The organism is Oceaniradius stylonematis, from assembly GCF_965223445.1.
GTDB classification, from domain to species: Bacteria; Pseudomonadota; Alphaproteobacteria; order Rhizobiales; family Rhizobiaceae; genus Roseitalea; species Roseitalea stylonematis.
The window spans coordinates 2423974-2450216 of record NZ_OZ244994.1 but is presented as its reverse complement, the minus strand read 5'-3'; the positions used below and the strand labels follow the sequence as shown (position 1 = coordinate 2450216).

At 66.2% G+C, this 26243-nt stretch carries 25 protein-coding genes and 1 tRNA gene; 15 read left to right on the top strand and 11 right to left on the bottom strand.

The window, feature by feature from the left end; all coding sequences use genetic code 11:
* Positions 1-51: 51 nt before the first annotated feature.
* Genes yidC through rpmH form a run of 3 tightly spaced genes read right to left on the bottom strand, consistent with a single transcriptional unit; the run spans position 52 to position 2519 of the window.
* Positions 52-1914, bottom strand: a complete 1863-nt coding sequence (gene yidC / locus ACOQOU_RS12060; RefSeq protein ID WP_109766844.1) for a membrane protein insertase YidC — start codon at positions 1912-1914, stop codon at positions 52-54.
* A gap of 37 nt (positions 1915-1951) precedes the next feature.
* Entirely contained in the window at positions 1952-2338 is a 387-nt protein-coding gene (rnpA, locus tag ACOQOU_RS12055; RefSeq protein ID WP_109766714.1) for a ribonuclease P protein component, read from the bottom strand.
* 43 nt (positions 2339-2381) lie between these two features.
* A complete protein-coding gene (gene rpmH, locus ACOQOU_RS12050; protein WP_109766713.1) occupies positions 2382-2519 on the bottom strand; it encodes a 50S ribosomal protein L34 in 138 nt (45 codons plus the stop codon).
* 335 nt (positions 2520-2854) lie between these two features.
* On the opposite strand from rpmH, the gene ACOQOU_RS12045 reads away from it, so the two are divergent.
* From ACOQOU_RS12045 to ACOQOU_RS12010, 8 genes are all read left to right on the top strand, one after another.
* Positions 2855-3640 (top strand): TVP38/TMEM64 family protein, encoded by a 786-nt coding sequence (locus ACOQOU_RS12045; RefSeq protein ID WP_342633451.1) that lies wholly within the window; start codon positions 2855-2857, stop codon positions 3638-3640.
* Positions 3641-3707: 67 nt separating this feature from the next.
* Positions 3708-5135, top strand: coding sequence for a dihydrolipoyl dehydrogenase family protein (locus ACOQOU_RS12040; protein ID WP_306026154.1), 1428 nt, complete (start codon positions 3708-3710; stop codon positions 5133-5135).
* A 64-nt stretch (positions 5136-5199) separates the two neighbouring features.
* Positions 5200-6702: a sensor histidine kinase gene (locus ACOQOU_RS12035; RefSeq protein WP_306026153.1), complete on the top strand. Its 1503-nt coding sequence runs from the start codon at positions 5200-5202 to the stop codon at positions 6700-6702.
* Between the two features lie 149 nt (positions 6703-6851).
* Positions 6852-6928 (top strand) — tRNA-Arg (locus ACOQOU_RS12030).
* Positions 6929-7324: 396 nt separating this feature from the next.
* Positions 7325-8293 carry a hypothetical protein gene (locus tag ACOQOU_RS12025; protein WP_306026152.1) on the top strand — a complete coding sequence of 323 codons (969 nt, stop codon included), beginning with the start codon at positions 7325-7327 and terminating at the stop codon, positions 8291-8293.
* Positions 8280-8852 (top strand): biotin transporter BioY, encoded by a 573-nt coding sequence (locus tag ACOQOU_RS12020; protein ID WP_109769327.1) that lies wholly within the window; start codon positions 8280-8282, stop codon positions 8850-8852. Before ACOQOU_RS12025 ends, ACOQOU_RS12020 begins: the two co-directional genes overlap by 14 nt.
* A 17-nt stretch (positions 8853-8869) precedes the next feature.
* Positions 8870-9538 carry an energy-coupling factor ABC transporter ATP-binding protein gene (locus ACOQOU_RS12015; RefSeq protein WP_306026151.1) on the top strand — a complete coding sequence of 223 codons (669 nt, stop codon included), beginning with the start codon at positions 8870-8872 and terminating at the stop codon, positions 9536-9538.
* A complete protein-coding gene (locus ACOQOU_RS12010; protein WP_306026150.1) occupies positions 9532-10125 on the top strand; it encodes an energy-coupling factor transporter transmembrane component T family protein in 594 nt (197 codons plus the stop codon). The genes ACOQOU_RS12015 and ACOQOU_RS12010 overlap by 7 nt, the downstream gene beginning before the upstream one ends.
* Before the next feature lie 13 nt (positions 10126-10138).
* Here ACOQOU_RS12010 and ACOQOU_RS12005 read toward each other — a convergent pair whose 3' ends face one another.
* Both ACOQOU_RS12005 and ACOQOU_RS12000 read right to left on the bottom strand, forming a co-directional pair.
* Positions 10139-11401, bottom strand: coding sequence for a glycerate kinase type-2 family protein (locus ACOQOU_RS12005; protein WP_306026149.1), 1263 nt, complete (start codon positions 11399-11401; stop codon positions 10139-10141).
* Positions 11401-11712, bottom strand: coding sequence for a Dabb family protein (locus ACOQOU_RS12000; RefSeq protein WP_109769339.1), 312 nt, complete (start codon positions 11710-11712; stop codon positions 11401-11403). The genes ACOQOU_RS12005 and ACOQOU_RS12000 overlap by 1 nt, the downstream gene beginning before the upstream one ends.
* Positions 11713-11825: 113 nt before the next feature.
* On the opposite strand from ACOQOU_RS12000, the gene ACOQOU_RS11995 reads away from it, so the two are divergent.
* Genes ACOQOU_RS11995 through ACOQOU_RS11980 form a run of 4 tightly spaced genes read left to right on the top strand, consistent with a single transcriptional unit; the run spans position 11826 to position 16977 of the window.
* Entirely contained in the window at positions 11826-13298 is a 1473-nt protein-coding gene (locus ACOQOU_RS11995; RefSeq protein ID WP_306026148.1) for a protein adenylyltransferase SelO, read from the top strand.
* 45 nt (positions 13299-13343) lie between these two features.
* Positions 13344-14510, top strand: coding sequence for an acetyl-CoA acetyltransferase (locus ACOQOU_RS11990; RefSeq protein WP_306026147.1), 1167 nt, complete (start codon positions 13344-13346; stop codon positions 14508-14510).
* A gap of 5 nt (positions 14511-14515) precedes the next feature.
* Positions 14516-16108: an AMP-binding protein gene (locus tag ACOQOU_RS11985; protein ID WP_306026146.1), complete on the top strand. Its 1593-nt coding sequence runs from the start codon at positions 14516-14518 to the stop codon at positions 16106-16108.
* A complete protein-coding gene (locus ACOQOU_RS11980; RefSeq protein ID WP_109769331.1) occupies positions 16105-16977 on the top strand; it encodes a hypothetical protein in 873 nt (290 codons plus the stop codon). Before ACOQOU_RS11985 ends, ACOQOU_RS11980 begins: the two co-directional genes overlap by 4 nt.
* Before the next feature lie 6 nt (positions 16978-16983).
* Here the strand turns inward: ACOQOU_RS11980 and ACOQOU_RS11975 are convergent, their stop codons facing one another.
* On the bottom strand, positions 16984-17337 hold the full coding sequence (locus ACOQOU_RS11975; RefSeq protein ID WP_109769342.1) for a TIGR01244 family sulfur transferase: 354 nt from the start codon (positions 17335-17337) through the stop codon (positions 16984-16986).
* A gap of 272 nt (positions 17338-17609) precedes the next feature.
* Here ACOQOU_RS11975 and ACOQOU_RS11970 point away from each other — a divergent pair, with 272 nt between their 5' ends.
* The 3 genes from ACOQOU_RS11970 to ACOQOU_RS11960 all read left to right on the top strand — a co-directional run bounded on the left by ACOQOU_RS11970 (position 17610) and on the right by ACOQOU_RS11960 (position 21127).
* Positions 17610-18884, top strand: a complete 1275-nt coding sequence (locus ACOQOU_RS11970) for a diguanylate cyclase domain-containing protein (RefSeq protein ID WP_306026145.1) — start codon at positions 17610-17612, stop codon at positions 18882-18884.
* Positions 18885-18973: 89 nt separating this feature from the next.
* Positions 18974-20800, top strand: a complete 1827-nt coding sequence (mutL, locus tag ACOQOU_RS11965; protein WP_109769333.1) for a DNA mismatch repair endonuclease MutL — start codon at positions 18974-18976, stop codon at positions 20798-20800.
* 96 nt (positions 20801-20896) lie between these two features.
* Positions 20897-21127: a DUF2093 domain-containing protein gene (locus ACOQOU_RS11960; RefSeq protein WP_109769334.1), complete on the top strand. Its 231-nt coding sequence runs from the start codon at positions 20897-20899 to the stop codon at positions 21125-21127.
* Here ACOQOU_RS11960 and lpxK read toward each other — a convergent pair.
* From lpxK to ACOQOU_RS11935, 5 genes are all read right to left on the bottom strand, one after another.
* Positions 21124-22170 carry a tetraacyldisaccharide 4'-kinase gene (lpxK, locus tag ACOQOU_RS11955; RefSeq protein ID WP_420578722.1) on the bottom strand — a complete coding sequence of 349 codons (1047 nt, stop codon included), beginning with the start codon at positions 22168-22170 and terminating at the stop codon, positions 21124-21126. The genes ACOQOU_RS11960 and lpxK overlap by 4 nt on opposite strands.
* Positions 22145-23521 (bottom strand): lipid IV(A) 3-deoxy-D-manno-octulosonic acid transferase, encoded by a 1377-nt coding sequence (gene waaA, locus ACOQOU_RS11950; RefSeq protein WP_306026144.1) that lies wholly within the window; start codon positions 23519-23521, stop codon positions 22145-22147. Before waaA ends, lpxK begins: the two co-directional genes overlap by 26 nt.
* Positions 23522-23680: 159 nt before the next feature.
* Entirely contained in the window at positions 23681-23917 is a 237-nt protein-coding gene (locus ACOQOU_RS11945) for a DUF4170 domain-containing protein (RefSeq protein ID WP_306026143.1), read from the bottom strand.
* Positions 23918-23966: 49 nt separating this feature from the next.
* Positions 23967-24791: an inositol monophosphatase family protein gene (locus tag ACOQOU_RS11940; RefSeq protein ID WP_306026142.1), complete on the bottom strand. Its 825-nt coding sequence runs from the start codon at positions 24789-24791 to the stop codon at positions 23967-23969.
* 6 nt (positions 24792-24797) lie between these two features.
* On the bottom strand, positions 24798-26135 hold the full coding sequence (locus ACOQOU_RS11935) for a TldD/PmbA family protein (RefSeq protein ID WP_306026141.1): 1338 nt from the start codon (positions 26133-26135) through the stop codon (positions 24798-24800).
* Positions 26136-26243 lie beyond the last annotated feature (108 nt).

The following is a 26243-nucleotide window of genomic DNA, read 5'->3' as shown; positions in this document are numbered from 1 at the left end:
GGTGCTCAGCTGGTCATCGGACCCTTCTCCCCTTGCGGTTCGCGCAATCGCCTATTCGGCGGGCTTGTTGGCCTTGCCGCCGCCGAACATGCTCTTGAGATTGTCCCACAATTCGATCTTGGCGCCGTTGCGCTTCATGATCACGCCCTGCTGGATGATCGACAGGAAGTTGTTCCACGCCCAGTAGATCACCAGACCCGCCGGAAACGTCGCCAGCATGAAGGTGAACAGGATCGGCATCCATTTGAACACCATCGCCGTGGTCGGATCGGGCGGCGGCGGGTTCATCTGCATCTGCATGAACATGGTGATGCCCATCAGCAGCGGCCAGACGCCGAGCATCAGGAACGGGCCGAACAGCGGCACGGTGGACGGGTCGAACGGCAGAAGGCCGAACAGGTTGAAGATCGAGGTCGGATCGGGCGCCGACAGGTCCTGCACCCAGCCGAAGAAGGGCGCATGGCGCATCTCGATGGTGACGTACAGCACCTTATAGAGCGCAAAGAAGACCGGGATCTGGATCAGGACGGGCCAGCAGCCGGCGATCGGATTGATCTTCTCCTTCTTGTAGAGCTCCATCATCGCCTTCTGCATCTTCTCGCGGTCGTCGCCGTAGCGTTCCTTGATCTCCGCCATCTTGGGCTGGACCACTTTCATGCGGGCCATGGAGGCATAGGACTTGTTGGCAAGCGGGAAGAAGAAGGCCTTGATGATGACCGTCGTGACAAGGATGGCGAGGCCGAAATTTCCGATCGCGCTGTTGAGCCAGTAGAGCAGGTGGAACAGCGGCTTGGTGATGAAATGGAACCAGCCCCAGTCGATCATCAGCTCGAACTGACGGATTTCCCGTTCCGCCTCGTAGGCATCGATGATCTTGGTCTTCTTGGCGCCGGCGAACAGCATGTTGGTGACGGTCGCCGACTGGCCGGCGTTGATCGTGACCGCGTCACCCAGGAAGTCGGCCTGATAGCGCGGCGTGCCGTCGGTGAAATAGGAGTAGCGCGGCTGGAAGCTGCTGCCCTGCTCGGGGATCAGCGCCGTCGCCCAGTATTTGTCGGTGATGCCGAGCCAGCCGTCGGTCGACTTGCCGGGTGCAACCTGGCCCTCGTCCTCGATCTCGTTGAAGGTGTGCTCGGTCAGCCCTTCCTCGCCAGTGACGCCGATCATGCCCTCATGCAGGATGAAGATCGGCGGCAGGGCCGGTTTGGTGTAGCGGGTGGTGCGGCCATAATTCTGCACAGCGACTGCACCGGCGCCGCCGTTGGCGATTTCGTCGGTGATCGTGAACATGTAGCTGTCGTCGACCGCGATCTGGCGGCTGAAGGTCAGTCCGTTTTCGGCCGAATAGGTCAGCGTGACGGGGGTAGACGGGGTCAGGACGGCATTGCCCTCGACCTGCCAGACGGCGTCAGGACCCGGCGCACCCTCGACGCCGGTATAGCCGAACTCGGCGAAATAGGCGTCGGGCCCGGTGACCGGCGACAGGAGATCGACGATCGGCGAGGTTTCGTCGACCGTGACATGGTAATTCTTCAGCGACAGATCGTCGAAACGTGCGCCGGTCAGATTGATCGAGCCGGACAGGGTCGGCGTGTCGACGGGAATGCGATCGGTGGTCGACAGCGCCGAGGCGCGATCGCCGGCCGCGCCGGCCGCTTCGCCCGCCATCCCGGGTGCGCTGCCCGACACCGTCGCCTGCGGGATCTCGCCCGATGCGGTCGCGCCCTGCGTTTGCGGCGTGCCCGCGCCGGCTGACTCGGTGCCGGGCTGGACCTGCTGTTCGACCGCCTGCTGTTCGAGCTGCGCCTGACGCTCGGCCTCGATCTGCGGGTTGACGTAGAATATCTGCCACAGGGTCAGGATCAGGACCGACAGGCCGATGGTCAGGAACAGGTTGCGGTTGTTGGTGTCCATGGCTCCGTGTCCGGCCTTTTCGGCCCCGTGCGTTCCGTCAGTTGCCGTTTGCGGCGTCGCCGATGCGCTTGTGTCCGCGCGCAAGCGTCCGGCGCAAATCCTCGCATAATGTGCTGAACCGCGCAGTCAACACATCGGGCTTGGAAATGATCACATAGTCATGTCGCGGCCGCATGTCACGGGCGGCAACCAGCCGCACTGCCTCGCGCAGGCGCCTTTTTGCCCGATTGCGGGTAACGGCGTTGCCGATGCGCTTGGTCACGGTGAAGCCGACGCGCGGACCGTCGCCGTTTTCTGCCGGCCCGCGCCGCCGCATTTCCAGCCGGACGGTGTCGCCCGCCAGCCGCACGCCCTGCCGGGCAGCGAGGAAGTCGGCGCGCTTGCGCATGATCTCATAGGGTCCGGTCGTTCCGCTCGCCGGCATCGGGGCCCGATGGCGCGTCGCGTTGCGGCGCGCCGTCCCGCGATCAGGCCGACAGCTTCTTGCGGCCCTTGGCGCGCCGGCGCGCCAGAACCTTGCGGCCGCCGGCCGTCGCCATGCGGGCACGGAATCCGTGGCGACGTTTGCGAACCAGGCGGGAGGGCTGATAGGTGCGTTTGGTCATGGGATCACACGCCGCGTGTCGCGGCCTTCTCATTCATCTCTTCAAGGGCCCTTTGGGCAGGGGCGCGGCAACACAAACGCGTCGCCGGGCACCGATGCCCGAACGTTGACGGGCTTATGTGCGAACGGCCATCCAAAGTCAATCGGATTGGGCACGGCGGGCCATCTTGGTTGCGACGCCACACACGGACCGGTCACGGCACCGTGAAGTGCCGCACCGGGCGGATCACGGATTGTCGTGTCACCCCGTTGTGAGTTGTTGTTGAGCGGGCCGATGGGCATTTCGGGATCAACCGCGCCGCCCGGCCGCCCTCAAACCCGTTGGACACGCTCACAATGACTGATACATCGCAAGCCAGCATGGCCAAGAACGCCGACACGCCCGCACGCGGCTCGCTCTGGCCGACCGCAAAGCGCTTTTTGCCGCTGGCCATTGTCGTGGCCGGGCTGGGCTTTGCCTACCTGATGGGTTGGCAGCGCTTCTTCACCCTCGATTTCCTCGCCGAAAGCCGCGAGAGCCTGACAAGCTTCGTTGCGTCCAACTACTGGCTGTCGACGATCGGCTTCACCGCGCTCTACGCAATCGCCGTCGCCTTTTCGTTTCCCGCCGCATCGATCCTGACGATCTTTTCGGGCTTCCTGTTCGGATGGCTGACCGGGTCGGTGATCGTCGCGATCGGAGCGACGACCGGCGCGAGCGCGATCTTCCTCGCCGCCAGATCGGCGTTCGGCGACGGACTGCGAAGCAGGGTCGGCGGGCGGGTCAAAAACCTCGCCGACGGATTCGAAAAGGATGCGTTCAGCTATCTTCTGGTGCTGCGGATCGCGCCGGTCTTTCCGTTCTTCATCATGAATATCGCACCGGCGCTCTTCAACGTGCCGCTGCGCACCTATGTGATCGCCACCTTCCTGGGCATCCTGCCCGGTGTCGTCGCCTACAGCTATCTGGGCCAGGGCATCGGCTCGGTCCTGGACGCGGCGGAAGCGGCAGGAACGAGCGCCTCGGTTGGCGATCTGATCACCACCGAAATCACGCTGGCCTTTGCGGCGCTCGCCATCGTTGCGGCCATTCCGGTCGTCATCAAGAAATGGCGAAGCCGCAAGACGCCGTCCGGCGCATAAGGACGCCACCTTCACTGCCACAGGCCGCCAAGCCGGCCGCACCATATGATCAGGGGACACCATTTTCATGAGCGACGTTCTGACACCGGACATCTGCGTCATCGGCGCCGGCTCGGGCGGACTGACGGTTGCGGCAGCGGCAGCGGCCTTCGGCGTTTCGGTCGTCCTGATCGAGGGCGGCAAGATGGGCGGCGACTGCCTGAACTATGGCTGTGTGCCCTCCAAGGCGATGATCGCGGCGGCCAAGACCGCCCACTCCATGCGCCACGCCGAAAAGTTCGGCATCAAGGCCGTGGAGCCCGAGGTCAATTTCCGGCGCGTGCACGATCATGTCCATGACGTGATCGGCGCGATCGCGCCCAACGATTCCGTCGAGCGGTTCACCGCGCTCGGCGTTCGGGTGATCGAAGCCCACGGCACGTTCACCGATGCGCGCACCGTGGAAGCCGGCGGCCACACAATCAAGGCGCGGCGCTTCGTCGTCGCCACCGGCAGCCGCGCCTTCGTGCCGCCGATTCCCGGCCTCGACCAGGTCGACTATCTGACCAACGAGACGCTGTTCGAGCAGACCCGCAAGCCCGGTCACCTGATCGTTGTCGGCGGCGGGCCGATCGGCATGGAGATGGCGCAGGCGCACCGGCGTCTGGGCTCGGAGGTCACGGTGATCGAGGCGTTCAAGGCCATGGGCAAAGACGATCCGGAACTGGTGTCCATCGTGCTCGACCGCATCCGTGACGACGGCGTCGAGATGATGGAAGAGACCAAGGTCGTCTCGGTGGAAAAGCGCGGCAAGAACGGCGTGCGCGTCACCGTCGAGCATGACGGCGAACAATCGCATGTCGACGGCACGCACATTCTGGTCGCCACCGGCCGGGCTCCGAACACGGAAAATCTCGGTCTCGATGCTGCCGGCATCGCCCATGACCGCCGCGGCATCACCGTGACCGATGCGCTGCGCACGACCAACAAGCGCGTCTACGCGATCGGCGACGTCGCCGGCGGGCTGCAATTCACCCATGTGGCCGGCTATCATGCCGGCCTTGTCGTCCAGTCGATCCTGTTCCGCGTGCCGGGCAAGCCGAACAATGACATCATCCCATGGGCGACCTACACCGACCCGGAACTGGCCCATGTGGGGCTGACCGAGGAGCAGGCACGCGAGAAGGTGCGCGACATCACAATTCTGCGCTGGCCCTATGCCGAAAACGACCGCGCCCAGGCCGAGCGCAAGACCGACGGGCTGGTCAAGATGATCACCGACAAGAAGGGCCGCATTCTTGGCGCGTCGATCGCCGGCGCCAATGCCGGCGAGATGATCAACATCTTCGCGCTGGCACTGTCGAAGAAGATGAAGGCGGGCGATCTGCGCGGTTTCATCGCGCCCTATCCGACAATGACCGAGATTACCAAGCGCGCGGCGACCAGCTTCGCCGCGCCGATGACCCGCAAGCCGATGGTGCGCCGGATCATCGGCTTTCTGAGGCGTTTTGGGTGAGCGGCCTAACCATAAGAGCGCCAATCGTTGGCGAAGCGCCGAACAGCGCTCTATCTTGGGTGCCATGAGCGAGAGCGGCGAGAACACGGAAAACACCCCCCGGCCCGGCGCGCGTCCGCGCCGACGGCTGTCGGCCAAGCTGTTGTGGCTGACCATCCTGTTCGTGCTGATCGCCGAAGTTCTGATCTTCGTGCCCTCGGTCGCCAATTTCCGGATCACCTGGCTCGAGCAGCGGCTGAACACGGCGGCCGCCGCCAGCGTGCTGATCACCGCCGACACGGCGGCCGAACTGCCGCAACAGGTGCAGGACGACGTGCTGATGGCGATCGGCGCGCAGACGATCGCGCTCAGGATGGACGACCAGTCCCGGCTGCTCGTCGTCTCCGACATGCCCGAGGCGATCGACCAGCATGTCGACGTCATCGCGTTCACGCCGGCTGATGCTATCCGCGATGCGTTTGCGACGCTGTTCTTCGGCGGCGACCAGACGCTGCGCGTCACCGGGCCGGTCGGCCAAAGCGGCGGGCGGATCGAAATGGTCATGCCGGACGATTATCTGCGCGCGGCGATGCTGACCTATGCGCGCAATGTGGCCATCCTGTCGCTGCTGATCTCGCTGATCACCGCAACGCTGGTCTTTCTGGCCATCAACCGGATCATGATCCGGCCAATCGAGAAGATGACCGCCTCGATGCTGCGCTTTGCCGCCGATCCGTCCGATCCGGGCGCGGTGATCGAACCGGAAAACCGCTCGGACGAACTGGGCCTGGCCGAACGGGAACTGGCCGGCATGCAGAGCCAGCTTCAATCGACGCTGCGCAGCCAGAAGCGGCTGGCGGATCTTGGCTTGGCGGTCTCCAAGATCAATCACGACATGCGCAACATCCTCGCCTCGGCGCAGCTGATCGGCGACCGGCTCGCCGAAACCAAGGACCCGACGGTGCAACGGTTTGCGCCGAAACTCGTGCGCGCGATCGACCGGGCGGCGGCCTATACCTCCGATGTGGTCTCATACGGCAAGGCGCAGGAGAAAGACCCGGTGCGGCGGCGCGTGCGCCTGTCGCGCGTGATCGGCGATGTCGAGGAGTTGCTTGGCCTGGAACCGGGCGATCAGGTCCAGTTTTCGGCCAACATTCCCGACGATCTGGAAATCGACGCCGACCCCGAGCAGCTGTTTCGCGTCACCATGAACCTTTGCCGCAATGCGGTGCAGGCGATGCGCGGCGACGACGATCCGGCCACCGTCAAGCGGGTCTCGGTGTCGGCGGTCCGCATGGGCACGACGACCATCATTTCGATCGAGGACACCGGCCCGGGGCTTCCGGCCAAGGCGCGCGAGCATCTGTTTTCGCCGTTTTCCGGCGCAGCGCGGCAGGGCGGCACCGGGCTCGGTCTTGCCATCGCCCACGAACTGGTCACGGCGCACGGCGGCACGCTGGAGTTGCGCGACGACCGGGCCGTCGGCACTCATTTCGAGATCCGGCTGCCCGACGCGCCGGTCAATATTTCACAGCGGGGCCGCACCATGGCGGCCGAGACGCGCGCCGCTGCGCGCGACCGCGCCTGACCGCCGGCCGCCAGGGGGTTGCAGCGCCGTGCGGGGAACGCCAATTCAGGCCTGCGGCGGCCCCCAAAAATCGGGCGGCGGGCGCTTGCATTTTGATGCGCATCGGACTACCAAGCCGCCTTGCCGGGGCCGATGGCCCGCCGCGCAATGCACCCGTAGCTCAGCTGGATAGAGCACCAGACTACGAATCTGGGGGTCGGGAGTTCGAATCTTCCCGGGTGCGCCATCATTTGAACCCTTCGCAGCGTTTTGCCGGGCATGTCGGCCGCGGCAGCATCCGGTCGATGCAATGCACTGGCGGGCTCGTGTCGGCTCGCGTGTTTTTTCGCCGCCCGGGATCCGCCTTCGGGACCGGCGGCGTGCGTCTGCGTCCCTGTCCGGCAGCCCGCGGGACATTCCCGCCCCGGAAAAGGCCTTGACACCTTCGTGCCCCGACGACCGGTGCGGGGTGGATGCGGCCGCCGGCGGCGATGCCGGCGCGCGGCGCCACAACCGACCGCTTGAATTTGGAAAAGGCCTGTCAAGGCAATATTAGAACAATAAATGGAAATAAAAATACAACTTGTGATAGCGTATACAAATCGAAATGCTTATAGTCGCTCCATCACCAAAGGAGCCGGCCATGGGCATACACCCTTTTGACAACGGATTTCATGTTACGCCGGAGCAGATCGACCAGTTCCGGCGGGATGGATTTGTCAAACTCGACGGTTTCCTCAATGCGGACGCGGTGGCGACGCTGCTCGACCGCGTCGACGTCGAGATGAGCCGGGCGCCGGACAATTTCAAAAGCGAGTTCAGCCGGCTCAAATATGATTTCGAAAGCGAGAAGACCGATGTCTACGAGCTCCTCGAACGCCCCTACTTCCAACAGGCACTGACATCACTGGTCGATCGCGATCTGTTCCTGACTTTCGAATTGTGTTTCGAACTGGAAAAGAACGTCAGCAAGGGTTTTCCCTGGCATGTCGGCGTGCAGAGCTTCGGCTATCAGGTCGCCGAGGAATTCGGGTGCACCATCTGGGCGCCGCTCCATCCGATCGACACGAAAGGCCAGCGCGGCGGCATGGCCTATGTGCCCGAACATGTCGTCTCCGGCCGTTTCATTTACGACCAGATCGAGCCGGCGATCATCTCGACCCTGGAAGCCAAGGAACGGGCCGGCATCAAGACGAGCATGGACGACTATTTCGCCATGCGGTCGGGCATCCTGAATTCACCGACCATGATGGACATTCTGGCCTTCCATCAGGTGGAGGACGATTTCGCGCCGGGCGACGTTCTGTTGTTCAACAAATATGTCGTCCATCGCAGCGTCATGCTCGGCCAAGGCGCGTTGCCGCGGCGCGCCGCCTTCGTCATGCGGTTCGTCGACATCGACTCCCATTACGACCTGCAGCGGGCCATGAACCTGGAATATCCGGCCGAGAAATACGGCTACAAGGCCTTCACCCGCTCGCATATCGAGATCGGCGCGCCCGACGGCGCCCGCCTTGCCGATTGCTCCTATTTCGCCGACCGCGACCGCCGGATGATCCGGCGCGCGCCCACCCCGCCAACCCAGTTGAGGGCCGCCCATGGAAACCCGTAACGTCGTCTTCATCGCCCTGTTTGCGGCCATCGTGGCGGCCCTGGCGGTCTTTCCGCCGATCACGCTTCCCCTGGTCGGCGTTCCGATCACCGCGCAGTCGCTCGGCGTGATGCTGGCCGGCGGCGTTCTCGGCGCCGTCCGCGGCGGGCTGGCGGTCGTCCTGTTTCTCGTTCTGGTTGCGATAGGCCTGCCGCTTCTGGCGGGCGGCCGGGGCGGCTTCGGCGTGTTTCTGGGGCCGAGCGGCGGTTTCCTTGTCGGCTGGATCGTCGCGGCCTATGCGATCGGATACATGACGGAACGGCTTTGGCATCGCCTCAACTACCTGGTTGCGGCGGGCATATGCTTCGCGGGCGGCGTGGTGCTGCTCTATGCGATCGGTGTTCCGTGGAGCGCGTTCGTTGCCGAAATCCCGATCGGAACGGCCCTTGCAGGCTCGCTGCCCTTCATCCCCGGGGATATCATCAAATGTCTGATCGCAGCCGGCGTCATGGTCATCGTCAAGCGCTCCTACCCGATCATCACGCCGAAGTCGCCGGCCATGCCCCAGACGGGAATGTAACGCCCGCCCGTTCCGTCGTGATCGAGTTTGCCGACGTCTCGGTGGAAAAGAACGGCGTCCCCATTCTGAAAGACATCACCGTTCGTCTTTCGGAACGGCGCATCGGCGTCATCGGCCGGAACGGCTCGGGCAAGAGCACGTTTGCGCGGCTGTTCAACGGCATCGAAGCGCCCAGCGCGGGGACGGTGACGCTCAACGGCGTCACCGAACGCAAGGCGCTCAGGCGGCATGTGGGTTTCGTGTTCCAGAACCCGGACAACCAGATCGTCTACCCGATCGTGTCAGAGGATCTGGCATTCGGGCTCAAGAACCTCAAACTGCCGCGGGACGAAACGCAGGCCAGGATCGACGAGGTGCTGGCCCGGTTCGATCTCGCCCATCTGCGCGACCGCTTCACGCACCAGCTCAGCGGCGGCGAAAAGCAGATGGTCGCGCTGGCCGGCGTTCTGGTAATGCGGCCGACGATGATCGTTCTGGACGAGCCGACCACGCTGCTCGACCTGTGGAACAAGCGGAAATTCATGGCGGCCATCGACGCGTTGGACGAGCCCGTCGTCGTCGTGTCGCACGATCTCGATCTGCTCAGGCATTTCGACCGTGTCCTTCACATCGAAGACGGTTCGATCGCGGGCGACGGCAGGCCCGGACCCGTGCTGGCCCGCTATGTGGCAGGCTCGCAATGCTGACCGACCTTTACGTGTTCGGCGACAGCCCGCTCCACCGGACCCGGCCGGTCGTCAAGATCACAGCGCTCGTGGTGTTCTGCAGCACGCTCTTCATCGTCGAGGGCTGGGCCTCCGTGCTGGTGGCGGGCGGGCTGGTTGTGACGGGCTTCGCGGTCGCCGGGCTGAAGCCCCGACATGCCTTCGTGTCCGTTCGCCCCGCCTTGTGGATTCTGGCCGCGATCTTCGCCGTTCAGGCCTATCTGACCGATGTCGTCTTTGCCGGGTTCGTCGTTGCGCGCTTCGTCGTCCTCATTCTGGCGGCGGCTCTGGTCACCCTGACGACGCGGACCAGCGAGTTCGTCGACGGCATTTTGTCGGCACTGACCTACGCGCCGGCCTGGGTCCCCAAGGAACAGATCGCGCTGGCGATCTCGCTGTGCCTGCGGTTCATTCCGCTGGTGCGTGCGGTGCTCGAAGATGTGCGGCAGGCACAGAGCGCACGCGGGCTCGACCGAAACCTGACCGCCCTTCTGGTGCCGCTGGTGGTCCGCACGCTGAAGACCGCGGACGAAGTCTCCCAGGCCGTCTATTCCCGGTCGTTCGACTGAACGCAGACGCCAATCAGCGCACGAAGATCGCGCGGAAATCGTTGACGTTGGTGCCGGTCGGCCCGGGCACGAACAGATCGCCGATCCGGTCGAAGGCGGACCAGGCGTCGTTGTTTGTCAGAAAGGCTTGCGGATCGCCGCCGGCGGCGCGCAAGCGAGCGATGCTGGTGCCGTCCGCGAACGCACCGGCATTGTCCTCGGACCCGTCGATCCCGTCCGTATCGGCGGCCAAAGCGGTCACCCCGTCGACGCCGTCGATCGTCTGGGCCAGCCCCAAGAGGAACTCGGTGTTGCGGCCGCCCTTGCCCTTGCCGCGGACCGTCACCGTCGTCTCGCCGCCGGACAGGACCACAACCGGCCTGGCGAACGGCCGGTCGCGCAGCGCCACCTCGCGGGCGATCGCGCCGTGCATCCCCCCGATGTCGCGCGCCTCGCCCTCGATGGCGTCGGACAGGATCACGGCCTCAATCCCCGCGTCGCGCGCGGCCCGGGCCGCCGCCTCCAGCGACACGCCGGCCGAAGCGATGATGCGCACTTGGTTGCGCGCAAGGCGCGGATCGTCCGGTGTGACGCCCGATTCGGCGGCGCCGCTTATGTGCCCGACGATCGCCGGCGGCAGCTCAAGACCATGCGCATCGATCATCGCAAGCGCGTCGGCGCGCGAGACCGTGTCCGGCACGGTCGGGCCGGAGGCGACCTGCGCCGGATCGTCGCCGGGAATGTCCGAGACGATCAGGCTGACGACACGGGCCGGGTGCGCCGCAAGGGCCAGCCGCCCGCCCTTGATGCGCGAGAACTGCTTGCGCACCGCGTTCATCACCGTAATCGGCGCGCCCGAGGCCAGAAGCACCTCGTTGAGAGCGATCTCGTTTGCCAGCGTGAATCCTTCGGGCGGCGCCGGCAGAAGCGCGGAACCCCCGCCGGAGATCAGCGCCACGACCAGATCGTCCTCGCCAAGATCGGAAACGGTGTCGATCAGGCGCTGCGCGGCGGCAAGGCCCGCCTCGTCCGGCACGGGATGGCTGGCTTCGAGAACCTCGATGCGCTCGCAGGACACCGCATAGCCATAGCGGGTAACGATGACGCCGCCGAGAGCACCCGGCCAGTGCCGCTCGAAGGCGCGCGCGAGTTGCGCCGCGCCCTTTCCGGCGCCGACCACAACCGTGCGCCCCTTGGGCGGGGCGGGCAGGTTGGCGGCAATGCAGATCTCCGGGTCGGCGGCGGCGATGGCCGCATCGAACAGGCCGGTGAGGAAAGCGCGCGGATCGTCGATCATCAAACCTCCATATCGACGACGGTGATGCCGTCAAGGCCATCGACGGTTAGCCCGGCCAGCCGTTCCCCAATGTCCCGGTGCCGGTCATCCGCCAGATAGGCATCGCGCGCCGCCGCATCGGTGAAGTCGACCCAGAATGCGTCGCGATTGCCGCGAATGAGGTCCGTTTCCACACTGACATTGGGGCCGGCGTGGAAACCGGTCATGCCCGGCAGATGATCCCCGAGCGCGGCCAGTTCGGCGTAGAGCGCGGCCTTGGTCGCGGCGCCCACATCGTCGCGAAAGCGCAGCATCACGAAGTGGCGGATCATGCGGTGTCCCTTTCCGGCACGGCCAAGGCTCACTGACATCATCCGCACATCGCCCGTCATGGCAAGGCACGGACATTGGTACGTGCCGTCCCCGGCCCTATATTGAGCCAGCCATGACCATCGATTTCGACAATTCCTATGCGCGCCTGCCCGAAAAATTCTTCACCCGGCAGGCGGCCGCGCCGGTGCCCGAGCCGCAACTGGTGCGGCTGAACGTGCCGCTCGCCGCCGAACTGGGGCTCGATGCGGGCTGGCTGGCTTCGCCCGCCGGCGTCGCCATGCTGGCCGGCAACGCCTTTCCGGACAATGCAGCACCGCTGTCGATGGCCTATGCGGGCCACCAGTTCGGCAATTGGGTGCCGCAGCTTGGCGACGGGCGGGCGCTTCTGATCGGCGAAGTGGTCGATGTGAACGGCCGGCGCCGCGACATCCAGCTCAAAGGGTCCGGGCCGACCCCCTGGTCGCGGCGCGGCGACGGGCGCGCGGCGCTCGGGCCGGTTCTGCGCGAATATATCGTGTCCGAGGCGATGGCCGCGCTCGGCGTGCCGACGACGCGCGCGCTGGCGGCGGTGACGACGGGCGATTATGTGATCCGCGAGGACCGGCTGCCCGGCGGGGTTCTGACCCGCGTCGCCGCCAGCCACATCCGGGTCGGCACGTTCCAGTACTTCTATGCGCGGCAAGACCATGAGGCGGTAAGGGCGCTGGCCGATCATGTGATCGACCGGCACGATGCGGACGCGCGCAAGGCGGACAATCCTGTCGCCGCAATGCTCGAAGGCGCCGTTGCGCGTCAGGCGCGGCTGATCGCCCGCTGGCTGTCGCTCGGCTTCATCCATGGCGTCATGAACACCGACAACATGACCCTTTCGGGCGAGACGATCGACTATGGCCCGTGCGCCTTTCTCGACGAATACGATCCGCAGAAAGTGTTCAGTTCGATCGACCAGTTCGGCCGCTATGCCTATGGCAACCAGCCATCCATCGGCCACTGGAATCTGGCCAATCTGGCGCAATCGCTGGTGCCGCTGCTCGACGAGAATGCCGACAGATCGGTCGAGATCGCGCGGGAACTGCTCGAAGGCTACGGCACGGCATTCGCCGACGCCTATGCAGCGGAAATGACCGCGAAGATCGGCCTTGCCGAACCGCGTGACGGCGACATGAGGCTGGTTCAGGACCTGTTGAATCTGATGGCCGAAGATGGCGCGGATTTCACCAACACGTTCCGCGTGCTGTCCGCGCTCGGCCGGGAAGCGGGCGATACCGACGACGGCTTTGTCGGACAGTTTGTCCAACGGGACGCTGCCCGCGGCTGGCTCCCAGCCTGGCGGACCCGGCTTTCCCAGGAAGCGCGGGACGACGCGGCGCGGATTGCCGCCATGAAGGCCACCAATCCGGCGATCATCCCCCGCAATCACCGGGTCGAGGCGGCGATCGCCGCCGGCTATGCGGGCGATTTGTCGGTCTTCAGCGCGCTCACCGAGACGCTGGCCGACCCGTTCGCCGACCGCATGGCGGACGATCCGCTGACCCTGCCGCCGGCGCTGGAGGAGGTGGTGCAACAGACCTTCTGCGGGACTTGAACGACCGGCGGAAACCGGCAAGAGTCCGATGCGGGAGGAATGGCCATGGATGCAGCGATCACCGGCTGGGCGCATACACGTTTCGGCCGTCTGGACGATGAGACAGCCGAAACGCTGATCGGTCGGGTGGCCGAAGAGGCGCTCGACCATGCAGGCCTCGATGCCACCGAGGTCGATGCGGTCTTTGTCGGAACCTTCAATGAGGGCTTTTCGCCGCAGGGGTTTCCCTCGACCCTCGCCTCTCTGCGGGTCGGTGCGCTGCGCCATGCGCCCGCCGTGCGCCTCGAAAATGCCTGCGCGACGGGCAGCGCGGCGATCCATGCGGCGCTCGACGCGCTCGCCGCAAAGCGTATCCGCACCGCGCTCGTCATCGGCGTCGAGAAGATGACGGCGGTGCCGGGCGACGAGGTGGGCGACATTCTGCTGAAGGCCTCCTATGTGCCGGAGGAAGCGGACATTGAGGGCGGTTTCGCCGGCATGTTCGGCAGGATCGCCGATCTCTACTTCCAGGCCCATGGCGACCAGCGCGACGCGCTCGCCCTGATCGCGGCAAAGAACCACGCCAACGGCGCGCAGAACCCGCTCGCCCATATCCAGAAGGATCTCGGCTTCGAGTTCTGCGCGACCGTCTCCGACAAAAACCCGATCGTGGCCGGCCCCCTGCGGCGCACCGACTGTTCGCTGGTGTCGGACGGCGCGGCCGCACTCGTCATCACCAATCTGGACGAGGCGTGGCACGCGCCGCGCGCGGTGGGCTTCCGCGCGACCGCCCATGTCAGCGACTACATACCGATCTCCCGGCGCGACGTGATCGCGTTCGACGGCGCCCGCAAGGCCTGGGCGCAGGCCATGGAGACGTCGAAACTGTCGCTCGACGATCTGAGTTTCGTCGAGACCCATGACTGCTTCACCATTGCCGAACTGATCGAATATGAAGCGATGGGCCTCGCCGAACCGGGCCAAGGGGCAAGGGTGATCGCCGAGGGCGAAACGACGATCGACGGCTGGCTGCCGGTGAACCCGTCGGGCGGGCTGAAGGCCAAGGGCCACCCCGTCGGGGCCACCGGCGTTTCGATGCATGTGATGGCGGCCAAACAACTGTGCGGCGAGCCCGCCGGCGCAACGGTGGCCGACGCCAAGACAGCGGGCATCTTCAACATGGGCGGGACGGCGGTCGCCAACTATGTGTCGATCGTCGAGCGGCTCAGGTAGCCGAGATGGGCTCCGGTTTTCCGCGCCGCTCCGACCGGGTGATGAATCTGGGGCATTTCCTGACCCAGGCCGCCGCACGGCGCGGCGATCATCCGGCGATGATCTGCGGCAACATCGTCCGCAGCTATGGCGAGATGAACGCCCGCGCCAATGCGATCGCCCATGCCCTCGCACGGATGGGCATTGGCAAGGGCGACCGGGTGCTGATGCATTCGGCGAACGAACTCGACTATCCAGAAGCCATGTATGCGGTCTGGAAGGCGGGCGGCGTGATCGTGCCGACCAATTTCCGGCTCGGGCCCGGGGAAATCGCGCGCATGGGCGTCGCCGCCGGCGCGAAGGCGTTTGTCGGCAATGCGCGCTTTGCCGATCACGTCACCGCCGTGCGCGACGCGGGATTTGCCGGCGACCGCGAGATCATCATCGGCGGCAATTATGACGATCTGGTCGCCGCCCACAAGGCAGACGGCCCTTTCCGGGAAGCCGAAGTCGATTACAGCGACCCGGCCTGGTTCTTCTTCACCTCGGGCACGACCGGCAATCCGAAGATGGCAGTCCTGACCCACGGCCAGCTTGCGTTCGTCTTCAACAATCATGCCGCCGACCTGATGCCGGGCCTGTCGCACGCGGACGCGTCGCTCGTCATCGCGCCGCTGTCGCATGGCGCCGGGCTGCACCTGTTCATCCAGATCACGCGCTGCGCCACGAACGTCCTGATGTCCGGCGACGGTTTCGACCCCGCCGAAGCTTGGGCGCTGATCGAAAAGCATCGCATCTCCAACATGTTCACCGTGCCGACCATCGTCAAACGGCTGGTCGAGCATGAGGCGGTGCACCGGCATGATACGTCGAGCCTGCGGCACCTGATCTATGCCGGCGCTCCGATGTACCGCGCCGACCAGAAACGGGCGCTGGAAGTGCTCGGGCCGGTGCTCGTACAATATTTCGGCATGGGCGAAGTGACCGGCGCCATCGCGTGGCTGCCGGCGGACGAGCATTCGCTCGACGACGGGGCGATGCGGGTCGGGTCGTGCGGCTTTGCGCGCATGGGGATGGAACTGGCGATCCTTGACGAAGCGGGCGAGCCGAAGCCCGCCGGCGAAACAGGCGTGATCGCGACGCGCGGCCCCGCGGTCTGCGCGGGCTATTACAACAATGACGCGGCGAACGACGAAGCCTTCGTCAATGGCTGGTTCGTCACCGGCGATGTCGGTCACTTGGACGAGGGCGGCTATCTCTACATCACCGGCCGGCAGTCCGACATGTACATCTCCGGCGGCTCGAACATCTATCCGCGCGAAGTCGAGGAAAAGCTGCTCGAGCACGACGGGATCGCCGAAGTGGCGATCGTCGGCGTGCCCGATGCCGAATGGGGCGAGGTGGGCGCCGCAGCCGTCGTCGTCGAAGCGGGCACCGCGCTCGATGTGGCAGCGCTGCGCGCCTGGATCGCCGAACACGTGCCGCGCTACAAACAGCCCAAACACATCGCCTTCTGGGACGAGTTGCCCAAGTCCGGCTATGGCAAGATCGAAAAGAAGACGGTGAAAGCGCGGCTGATCGAAACCGGCGCCGTGCCGGCGGTCGCGGCGGCGCAATGATCCGGGCGCCCGACATCGAACCCTTTTACATGGTCCATCCCGGCCCGGTTGCGGCGCGGCGCATCGAATGGGCCGGATCGCGCCTGGTCGAAGCGACCGGGCACATCGATGGCGCCGGGCGCAGCCTGCTCGACGTGATCGCTGCCTTCGCCGTCGCCCATGGTGTCGAAAGCGGCACCGGGCGAATATCCGATTGCGCCCTGACCGCCACCCGCTTCACCACCGGCGGGCCGGCGCGCGACGGCAAGGCGGCCAACTACACCTACATCCGCGATCTCGGCGCCGGGCATCTGCCCTGGGGCACGTTCAGCTACGGCCGCACGCCCGACGGCGCGCCGTTCGTTCATTGCCACGCCAGGGTCGAAGCGCAGGGAATCGCGCAGCCAGCGGGCGGGCATCTTTTTCCCGCCGACTGCATGGTCGAAGGCGAGCCGAAAATCGATCTGTGCGGATTGCCGGACATCGATCTGGTCCAGATGCCGGACGCCGAGACGCTGCATTCGGTTTTTGAGGTCGAAGAAGGATCACGGGACCGCAACACCGAGGCCCTGTTTGTGCGCGTTCGGCCCAACGAGGACGTCACCCATGCCGTGGAAGCCGCGTGCCGGGCAGCCGGTATCACCGACGCCGACATCGCGCCATCGCTCGGCAGCCTGAATGCCCCGGCGCTGACCGGCGCAGGCCGCGATCGCCGCGCGCTCGCCCATGTCGGCATGGAGGCCCTTGCCTTCACCGGAACGGTGCGCGGCGGCCGCGCCGCGCTCGATGTCATTGCGGTCGACGAGGCCGGCAACCCGCACGAGGGTCGGCTGGCGCGCGGCCTGGGCCCGGTTTGCGTGACGGCGGAAATCGCCCTCGTCCGGCGCTGAACACCGTCAGCCGGTGGCGATCTCGTACAGCTTGGCCGAGCGGGCGCCCGAGCGGCAATAGGCCAGGACCGGACCCGGCATTTCGGACAGCGCCGCCTTCATGTCGGTGACGTTCTCGGGCGTCAGTCCCACCTGGTTGGAGACCGGAATGTAGCGCGCTTCGAGCCCGGCGGCGGCGGCGGCGGCGCTGATCGCGTCAAACTGCGGTTCGGCGGGCGCTTCGCCGTCTGGGCGGTTGCAGATGACGGCCTTGAAGCCTGCCTCGGCGATCGCCGGCATCTGCTCGGGATCCAATTGCCCGGCAACGGCAAAATCGTCATTGATGGTCTTGTAGAGCGCATTTTCGTCTGGCGTCGGCATGGTCGGATGTCCCCGTTTGGCATGATGTGGCGGCCGGTCAAGCCGAGCCGCCATCGGTATATTTGCAACATCTAATATAACGGGGCACCGATTGCGAGAGCATCGGCGTTTTTTCCGGGCCAACGCCGCCGGCGGGCAAAAACGGGATTTCCCCGCCGGCCGTTTGTCGGTTTGTTTACCCTGCGACAGGCTTTCGGCCCCGCTTAAGCATTTGGTTCTTTCCTTGCGTCACCATCGCGACCCGACATGCACCTTGATGGGGTGAGGACGACGTGCGCACAAACGACCAGTTTTGCGACAAGGCCACGGAGCGGATGATCCGCCGCGTCCGGCTCGGCTATTGGACCGCGCTTCTGGTGATCGCCCTGATGGCGATGGGCACGTTTCTACTGGTCGACAGCGCCATTTCGACGCAACGCTCGGTCAACAAGCTCGTCCACATCGCCGGCGAACAGCAGATGCTGTCGCAGCGCATCGTGCTGCTGACCAACACGGCGACCGTCGAACGGGGCCGCTTCCGCCGCGCATCCTCGCTGAGCCATCTGCGCGATGCGGTGAACGATTTCGAGCGCAATTTCCGGACGCTGGAGATCAAGCTCGATCGCGACAAGGCGAGCGACGCGGTGCGTGCGATCATGACCGAGGCGCCGCACGATGTGAACTTTTTCAGCCGGGACCTGCTGGTCAAGGCGCGCGCCTTCCTCGCCGAGGCGGGCGCCAACCCCCAAAGCGACGTCCGCCCGCTGCCGCAATTGTCGGCAACGGCGGTGCTGGCGGGCTATGCGATGCTCAGCGATCACGTCGCCATGGAGGCGCAGCGCGGCATCGACAGGACATCCTCCCTGCACCGCATGGTCTTCATGATGATGATGCTGGTCCTCGCGCTGGAGGCGCTTTTGATCTTCCGGCCCCTCGTCGGCGACATCGTGCTGAAAACCGGCGATCTGATCCGCACCCGCAACGACATGGCCTTCATGGCGCAGCATGACCAGTTGACCGGCCTTTTGAACCGCAAGTCGATCGAGGATCACGTGCACCGGATGACCAGTGACGGTGCCGCCGAGCGCCCGTTCGCGCTGATGCATGTCGACATGGACGACTTCAAATCGATCAACGACACCTACGGCCATGCGGTGGGCGATGCCTTCCTGATCGAGATCGCCAAGCGGATCAGCAAGGGGCTTCGCGAAAAGGATGCGGTGGCACGCTTTGGCGGCGACGAGTTCGTCGTCGTGCTGGACGGCGTCAGGACCCATCAGAACGCCCGCGCCGTCGCCGAGCATGTCGCAACGCTGATCGGCAAGCCGGTGCATTTCGGCGACATCACGATCGATCCGAAGGCCAGTATCGGCACCGCGCTGTGCCCGGAGGACGCGGACGGCTTCGACGAACTGATGTTCGCCGCCGATCTGGCCATGTATCACGCCAAGAGCGGCGGGCGCGGCCGGTTCAGTGCCTTCGACCCCCAGATGCGCGCCGACTATGAAAGCCGCCTGAAGGCCGGCTCCGCACCGGTCGGCGACGTGCCGCTCAAGCGCACGGCCTGATCGCCCTTCGCCGCAGCAGCCTGTTCATAAGGCGGACATGAGCGTGTGCGCCGGTTCTCCGGCGACCGCGCCTTGCCTATATTGCGGCGATGAGCATTCGCCGCCTCGATGAAACCATCGTCAACCGGATCGCCGCCGGCGAGGTCGTCGAACGACCCGCCTCGGTGATCAAGGAGCTGGTCGAAAACGCCATCGATGCCGGCGCGTCCCGGATCGAGATCGCGACCGCCGGCGGCGGCAAGACGCTGATGCGCGTCATCGATGACGGCCACGGCATGGCACCGGCGGAACTGGCGCTGGCGGTGTCGCGCCACTGCACGTCCAAGCTCGACGACGGGCTCGACGCGATCGCCACGCTCGGATTTCGGGGCGAGGCGCTGCCCTCGATCGGGTCGGTCGCGCGGATGCGCATCCGTGCGAGGCGGCACGGTTCCGACACCGGCGCGGAAATCGCCGTCGATGGCGGGCATGTCGATGGCCCGCGCCCCGCCCCGGCCAATCGCGGCACGCTTGTCGAGGTGCGCGACCTGTTCTTTGCAACACCGGCGCGGTTGAAGTTCCTCAAAGGCGAGCGCGCGGAGAACTCGGCCGTGTCCGATGTCGTCAAGCGCATCGCCATGGCGTTTCCGGCGATCCATTTCACGCTGAGTGGACCCGACCGGTCGATGCTGGACTATTCGGCCGCCGGGCAGCCCGAAGACGGTCTGCTCAGGCGGATCGGCCAGGTTCTCGGTCGCGATTTCATCGACAATGCCGTGCCGGTCGAAGCCGAAAAGGAGGGCATCCGGCTGCGCGGCCTGGTCGGGCTGCCTTCATTCCATCGGGCATCGGCAAACCAGCAGTTCGCCTATGTCAATGGCCGGCCGGTGCGCGACAAGCAGATATTGGGTGCGCTGCGCGGCGCCTATTCGGACATGCTCGAACGCGGCCGGCATGCGGCGGCGGTGCTGTTCATCGAAATCGATCCGGCCGATGTGGACGTCAACGTCCATCCGGCCAAGGCCGATGTGCGTTTCCGCGATCCGGGCCTGGTGCGGGCGCTGATCGTCGGCGGGGTGCGGCGCGCGCTGCACGAGGCCGGCATCCGCGCCTCGACGCGCGACGCCGACCGGCTGGCTGCGGCCTTTCTGGCACCGTCCGAACCGGTGCGGAACGGCTCGCCGTCAGCGGGTGGAACATCGGCGACGCATGGCTGGCAGGCACCGCTTTCGGCGATGGCCAACGAGACCGGATTTTCGGAAGCTACGCAAGCCCGGTTCGAGACCGCACCCGGCGCCCCGCCCGCTTCGGCCGACACCGCCGCCGGGACGGATATGGATCACCCGCTCGGTGCGGCGCGGGCGCAACTGCACGACACCTACATCCTGGCGCAGACCGGCGACAGCGTGGTCCTGGTCGACCAGCATGCGGCCCATGAGAGGCTGGTCTTCGAAGGGTTGAAGACGGCGATGCACAGCCGCCCCCTGCCCGCGCAGATGCTTCTGGTGCCCGAGATCGTCGATCTCGACCCGGAGCGGGCGGCCGAACTCTGCGCAATGGCCGAGACGCTTGCCCGCTTCGGCCTTGAGATCGAACCGTTCGGTCCCGGCGCGGTCGCGGTACGCGCAACGCCGGCCATGCTCGGCGAGACCGATGTCGCCGGCCTGATCGCCGACCTGTCGGACACACTGCACGCCGACGCGGCGAACGGCGGTGACGACGCGGCCGACCGCCTGCGCGACCGGCTGGAAGCGGTCGCCTCGACCATGGCCTGTCACGGATCGGTCCGCGCGGGCCGCCGCATGCGGCCGGCGGAGATGGACGCGCTGCTCCGGCAGATGGAACGGACGCCGGGCTCCGGCACATGCAACCACGGCCGGCCGACCTTCATCGAACTCAAACTGTCGGATATCGAGCGGCTGTTCGGACGGCGCTGAATACGGCACCGGCCGGCGCGGCGCCATGACGCCGACGACCGGTTTTCCTTGACGCAAGCGCCGATTTGTGGCCTTTCGCCCGGGTCGGAGAGCGCAATGAACATCCACGACATTCCAAGTTCCAACGAGGCGAAGGTCCGCTATCTGGACGCCGATTTCCGGGTCATCACACCGGGCACCTTCGTGCGCTGCGCGATCACCGGCACGCCGATCCCGATCGATGAGCTGAAATACTGGAGCGTGGCGCGCCAGGAAGCCTATGTCGACGTCAAGGCATCGCTTCAGGCCGAACGGGAAGCCGGCGCGCTGCCGACGCAATCGCGCTAACGTTCAAGTCTCCGCTGCTGGTAGCGCCGCTCTGTGGCGGTGATGATCGCGTCCATGTCGGCGGCGGTCTCAAATGTCAGGGCGACGGGCAGCACATGGGTGCGTGCGCGCAGTTCAGCCAACGGCCCTTCCCGATGCGACAGGCGCACCGCGTCCTTTTCGGTCGTCACCAGTTCCAGCCCCTCGGCATCGGCCTTGCCGATCAGCGCGCGCGCATCGGCGTCGGTGAACATGTGATGATCGCCGAAGGAGCGTGTGGCCGCCAGCATGCAGCCATAATGGTGCAGCGTCTCGTAGAACTTGCCCGGATCGCCGATGCCGCAATAGGCCAGCACCTGGCGGCCCGAGATCGCCCGCACATTGGCCGGCCGCAGATGGGCCTGCATGACCGGCTTTCCGGCGCGGGCGGCGGCACGGATGACCCGGTCGCCGCGATCGCCGTCGCCGATGCGCAAAACGGCATCCGCCAGCCGCATCTGGTCGCGCAGCGGCGCGCGCAGGGGACCTGCGGGAATGACGCGGCCATTGCCGATGCCGCGCCGCGCATCGAGCGTGATCAGCGCATAGTCCATGTGCAGCGACCGGCTCTGGAACCCGTCATCCATGATGATGAAGTCCGCGCCGTCATCGATCAGCGCCTGGGCGCTGTGGGCCCGGTTGGCGCCGATCACCGTGGGCGCGGCGCGCGCCAGAAGCAGCGCCTCATCGCCGACCGAACGCGCCGTGTCGAGCTCCGGATCGACGCGATGCGGCCGCACATGCCCGCCGCCATAGCCGCGCGAGACGATGCCCGGCCGGTAGCGGTGTTTTTCGGCGGCCTTGGCGATGGTGATGGCGGTCGGTGTCTTGCCGGTGCCGCCGACCGTCAGATTGCCGATGCACAGGACCGGCGCATTGACCCGTGCGGCGACATCGCGATCCATCCGGCGCCGCGCGACCGCGCCATAGACGAGAGCCGCCGGCGCCAGCAGCCGGGCGTTGAAACCGGGCTTTTCGTACCAGAAGGGCGGCGCCTCGTTACCAGCCAAACCGGGCCCCGCCATTGGCCACAGGCATACGATCGGCGTCGCCTTCCTCACCGGTCCGACCGGACGGCGACAGGCTGGCCTTGACGACCAGCGGCTGAATGTAGGGGTTCAGCGTCTGCCAGGTGCGTTCCAGCGCACCCTCCATGTCGGCGACCACGCCCTGGCCGGCGGCGGCCATGGCATCGCACATCGCCTCGTTCGCCAAAAGGAAATTGACCGCCTTGGCCAGCATCAATTCGTCATCGACCACACGCGCGGCACGGGCTTCCTGGAAGCGCCCGTAGACCTCCTCGAAGTTGGAAAGGTTGGGGCCGGCGAGCACCGCGCATCCCAGCATGGCGGGTTCGAGCGGGTTCTGCCCCCCCTCGGCAGTCAGCGAGCGGCCGACGAAGGCGATCTTGCCCATGCGCAGGTAGAGCCCCATCTCGCCGATCGTGTCGCCCAGAAAGATGTCGGCCGCATCGGTGGGAAACTTGTCGTGTGTCCGCCGGACGACGGTCAGGCCCATCTCGCCGATTGCCGCCGCCAGTTCGTCGGCGCGCGTCGGATGGCGCGGCACGATGACGGTCAGAAGCCCGGGCCAGCGCTTTTTGAGCATGACATGCACGCGGGCGGCGGCCAGTTCCTCGCCGTCGTGGGTGGAAACGGCAAGCCAGACCGGCCGGTTCTGGATACGGGCGCGCATCTGCGCGAAAACGCCGGGATCGACGGGCGGCACCGGAACATCTGCCTTCAGATTGCCCGAGACGGTGACCGGCCGGGCGCCCAGCGCACGGAACCGCTCGCCATCCCGCTCGGTCTGGGCGGCAACGTGCGAGAGGTTCTCGAACAGGGATTCGGCGAGCGCGAGCCGGCTCTTCCAGCGCCTGAACGAGCGGTCGGACATGCGGCCATTGATCAACACCTGCGGAATGCGCCGCGCACCCAGTTCGAGGATGGTCATCGGCCAGATCTCGGATTCGGCGAAGACCGCCAGATCGGGGCGCCAATAGTTGAGAAAGCGGCTGACGGCGGGCTTGAGGTCGAGCGGCACATATTGATGGATGACCTCGTCGCCGAACCGTTCGCGGGCCAGCGCCGCCGAGGTGACGGTTCCGGTCGTCAGCACCACCGGAACGCCGCGCTCGCGAAGCCGCCCGATCAGGCCGGAAACCGCGCCCGTTTCGCCGACGGAGACCGCATGCACCCAGACCAGCGGCCCGTCGGGACGCTTTTCCGACGGCCGGCCGTAGCGCTCGCCGCGCCGGTCGTGCTGCTCCTTGCCGCGCGTGGCGCGCATGCCGACATAGACGCCCATGAACGGATAGGCGGCCATGCCGGCCCAGCGATAGGTCTGAAGCGCCAGTCGCGCCCAGCGTTCGCTCATCGTCTCATACCCGCGTCCGCGCCCTTGTGCCCTTGTTCCTCATGCGCCCCTGTCGTCCCGATACGTCAGGCCGCCGGACAATGCGGCGACCGAGCCTGATGGCCGACCATGGCGACATTCGGACCGGCGCACCGAACTCCTGCCGCCGCATCCGCTCCGCTATTGCTTGTCCGGCTCCAGCAGCCGGTGCAGATGCACGACGAAATAGCGCATATGCGCATTGTCGACGGTCATCTGCGCCTTGGCCTTCCACGCGACGACCGCGCTGGCATAGTCGGGAAAAATGCCGACCACGTCCAGCGCTTCCAGATCGCGGAAGCGGATGCCGTCGGGCGATTCCAGTTCGCCGCCGAACACAAGGTGCAAAAGCTGTTTGTCCTGAGTGCTTTCGGACATGGGGTGTCTGCCTTTCGCTGTGCGAACCGGGCCGGAAACTGGCGCCTGATTATCCGAAGCCGAGATCGCCGACAACTCCCAACATCGCCGCCTTCAGGTCGGGATGAGAGGCGACCAGCGTGCCCTTGAGCGGATCGGCGCCATTGAGCGTCACATCGGCGCCCTTGCCGTCGGTGAAGACCCCGCCCGCCTCGGTCAGGATGAGCGCGGCGGCGGCGATATCCCAGTCGGAGGCGAACGGCTTGACGAAACTTCCGTCCATCGCGCCGCTTGCGACCATCGCCAGCCGGTATGCCAGCGAGGGAACGTGGCTGTGCCGGCGCGCACGGGCCGCGCCCGAAGCGTTCAGCCGGTCGACAAGGGCGCGAGGCCCGCCGATCAGCAATTCCGCGCCCGGACGGGCGACGCGGATCGACCGGCCGTTCCGGTGTGCGCCGCCGCCGGCGGTGGCGCTGATCGTCTCGCCGAGGGCGGGGCATTCGAGCACACCGGCAACGGACTTGCCCGCCTCCACAAGGCCGACCGAGATGCACCAGACGGCGTGGCCGGCAATGAAGGCCCGGGTGCCGTCGATCGGATCGGCGATGAAAGTGCGCGGCGCGGCCATCCGGCCCGGCACGTCGCTGTCGGCCGTTTCCTCGGACAACCAGCCATAGCCCGGCCGGGCCGCCAGAAGAGTCTCGCGCAGATAGCGGTCGACCGCATAGTCGGCCTTGGTCACCGGAGACTCGCCGTCCTTAAGCCGAACGTCGAGATCGCTGCCGCCGAAATACTGCATCGCCATGGCCCCGGCCTTGCGGGCCGTCCCGGCGATGAGCGCGAGTTCGTCGGCCAGGGCGGGAAGCGGTTCGGATGCGTTTGCGGGGGCTGCCACGGCCGGTCAGGTCCCGGCCAGTGTCATGGAGGGAACAGCCAAAGTCGGCGCGGCGGTCGAAAAGGCGCGGTCGAGATCGTTCGCCGGCACCATGGTCAGGAACATGTCGGCGAGATTGCCGGCGATCGTCACCTCGGAGACGGCGAAGGTCGGCTCGCCGTTCTCGATCCAGAAGCCGGACGCGCCGCGGCTGTATTCGCCGGTGATCAGATTGACGCCCTGGCCGAACACCTCGGTGACGTAAAAGCCCGTGCCGGCATCACGGATCATCTGATCGGGCGAAACGGTACCCGGCTCGATGGAGAGGTTGGTCGAGCCCGCATTGACGGTGGTGCCGCCGCGCACGCCGCGGCCGTTTGTCTCAAGCCCGAGTTCGCGGCCGATGGCGGTCGACAGGAACCAGTGCTTGAGCACGCCGTTTTCGACCATGGTCAGCGGGCTGGCGGCAACGCCCTCACCGTCGAACAGGCGCGAACCGGCGCCGCGCGGCCGGTGCGGGTCGTCGACCACCGTGATGGCGGGATTGGCGATCGCTTCGCCCATCTTGTCGCGCAAAAACGTCGATTTGCGGGCCACCGACGCGCCGTTGATGGCGCCCGACAGGTGTCCGAGGATCGACCGCGCGACGCGCGGGTCGAAGATCGCGGTGACTTTGCCGGTCGGCATCTTGCGCGGATTGAGCCGCCGGACGGCGCGCTCGCCGGCCTTGCGGCCGATTTCCGCAGCCGGATCGAGATCGGAAAAGTGCGTGCGGCTCGAGAACTCGTAATCGCGCTCCATCGCCGTGCCTTCGCCGGCGATCACGGACACCGACCGGCCGAACCGCGAGCCGCGATAGGCGCCCGAAAACCCGTCGGACGTAACCAGGACGAAGCCGGCCTCGCCCGCCGAGGCAGAACCGCCGGACGAATTGGTCACGCCCTTGACCGCAAGCGCCGCCGCTTCGGTCTCCAGCGCATCGTCGGTCAGGCGCTCGGGCGATATTTCGGTTGCGTCGAACAGGTCGAGGTCGGGCATCTGCCGCGCCAGACGATCCGGATCGGCCAGACCGTTATAGGGGTCGTCGGGCGACACTTTCGCCATCGCCACCGCGCGCTCGGCAAGCTGGTTGGCGTCGGCCGTCGCCGCCGCCGAGACGCTTGCCACCCGCCGGCCGACGAAGACACGCAATGAAAGGTCGTCGCTCTCGGACGAATCGGTGCCCTCGACCTTGCCGTTGCGCACGGTCACGGCCCGCGACCGCGAACGCACCGAAACGGCGTCGGCCGCATCGGCACCGGCACGCTTGGCGGCGTCGACGAGCGCCGATGCGCGGTCGAGCAGTGTCTGGCTGTGATCATCCATCGGTCTGTTCCGGGATTGCGCACGGCGGCGGGCGTACCGCCCTCGACGTGCCGCAACGGCGTTGTTTTCATTTGTCGGCGCTTCATCTATTGCTGATGCGAACGTTCA

Bases quoted from the DNA above. Each gene is read 5' to 3' on its own strand.
- ACOQOU_RS11945 (WP_306026143.1), bottom strand. From the start codon at position 23,917: ATGTCCGAAAGCACTCAGGACAAACAGCTTTTGCACCTTGTGTTCGGC.
- ACOQOU_RS12025 (WP_306026152.1), top strand. From the start codon at position 7,325: ATGGGCATACACCCTTTTGACAACGGATTTCATGTTACGCCGGAGCAG.
- ACOQOU_RS12035 (WP_306026153.1), top strand. From the start codon at position 5,200: ATGAGCGAGAGCGGCGAGAACACGGAAAACACCCCCCGGCCCGGCGCG.
- ACOQOU_RS12020 (WP_109769327.1), top strand. From the start codon at position 8,280: ATGGAAACCCGTAACGTCGTCTTCATCGCCCTGTTTGCGGCCATCGTG.
- rpmH (WP_109766713.1), bottom strand. From the start codon at position 2,519: ATGACCAAACGCACCTATCAGCCCTCCCGCCTGGTTCGCAAACGTCGC.
- mutL (WP_109769333.1), top strand. From the start codon at position 18,974: ATGAGCATTCGCCGCCTCGATGAAACCATCGTCAACCGGATCGCCGCC.
- waaA (WP_306026144.1), bottom strand. From the start codon at position 23,521: ATGAGCGAACGCTGGGCGCGACTGGCGCTTCAGACCTATCGCTGGGCC.
- ACOQOU_RS12005 (WP_306026149.1), bottom strand. From the start codon at position 11,401: ATGATCGACGATCCGCGCGCTTTCCTCACCGGCCTGTTCGATGCGGCC.
- ACOQOU_RS11990 (WP_306026147.1), top strand. From the start codon at position 13,344: ATGGATGCAGCGATCACCGGCTGGGCGCATACACGTTTCGGCCGTCTG.
- ACOQOU_RS11935 (WP_306026141.1), bottom strand. From the start codon at position 26,135: ATGGATGATCACAGCCAGACACTGCTCGACCGCGCATCGGCGCTCGTC.
- ACOQOU_RS11960 (WP_109769334.1), top strand. From the start codon at position 20,897: ATGAACATCCACGACATTCCAAGTTCCAACGAGGCGAAGGTCCGCTAT.
- ACOQOU_RS12040 (WP_306026154.1), top strand. From the start codon at position 3,708: ATGAGCGACGTTCTGACACCGGACATCTGCGTCATCGGCGCCGGCTCG.
- ACOQOU_RS12010 (WP_306026150.1), top strand. From the start codon at position 9,532: ATGCTGACCGACCTTTACGTGTTCGGCGACAGCCCGCTCCACCGGACC.
- yidC (WP_109766844.1), bottom strand. From the start codon at position 1,914: ATGGACACCAACAACCGCAACCTGTTCCTGACCATCGGCCTGTCGGTC.
- lpxK (WP_420578722.1), bottom strand. From the start codon at position 22,170: ATGGCGGGGCCCGGTTTGGCTGGTAACGAGGCGCCGCCCTTCTGGTAC.
- rnpA (WP_109766714.1), bottom strand. From the start codon at position 2,338: ATGCCGGCGAGCGGAACGACCGGACCCTATGAGATCATGCGCAAGCGC.
- ACOQOU_RS11980 (WP_109769331.1), top strand. From the start codon at position 16,105: ATGATCCGGGCGCCCGACATCGAACCCTTTTACATGGTCCATCCCGGC.
- ACOQOU_RS12000 (WP_109769339.1), bottom strand. From the start codon at position 11,712: ATGATCCGCCACTTCGTGATGCTGCGCTTTCGCGACGATGTGGGCGCC.
- ACOQOU_RS11975 (WP_109769342.1), bottom strand. From the start codon at position 17,337: ATGCCGACGCCAGACGAAAATGCGCTCTACAAGACCATCAATGACGAT.
- ACOQOU_RS12045 (WP_342633451.1), top strand. From the start codon at position 2,855: ATGACTGATACATCGCAAGCCAGCATGGCCAAGAACGCCGACACGCCC.
- ACOQOU_RS11985 (WP_306026146.1), top strand. From the start codon at position 14,516: ATGGGCTCCGGTTTTCCGCGCCGCTCCGACCGGGTGATGAATCTGGGG.
- ACOQOU_RS11995 (WP_306026148.1), top strand. From the start codon at position 11,826: ATGACCATCGATTTCGACAATTCCTATGCGCGCCTGCCCGAAAAATTC.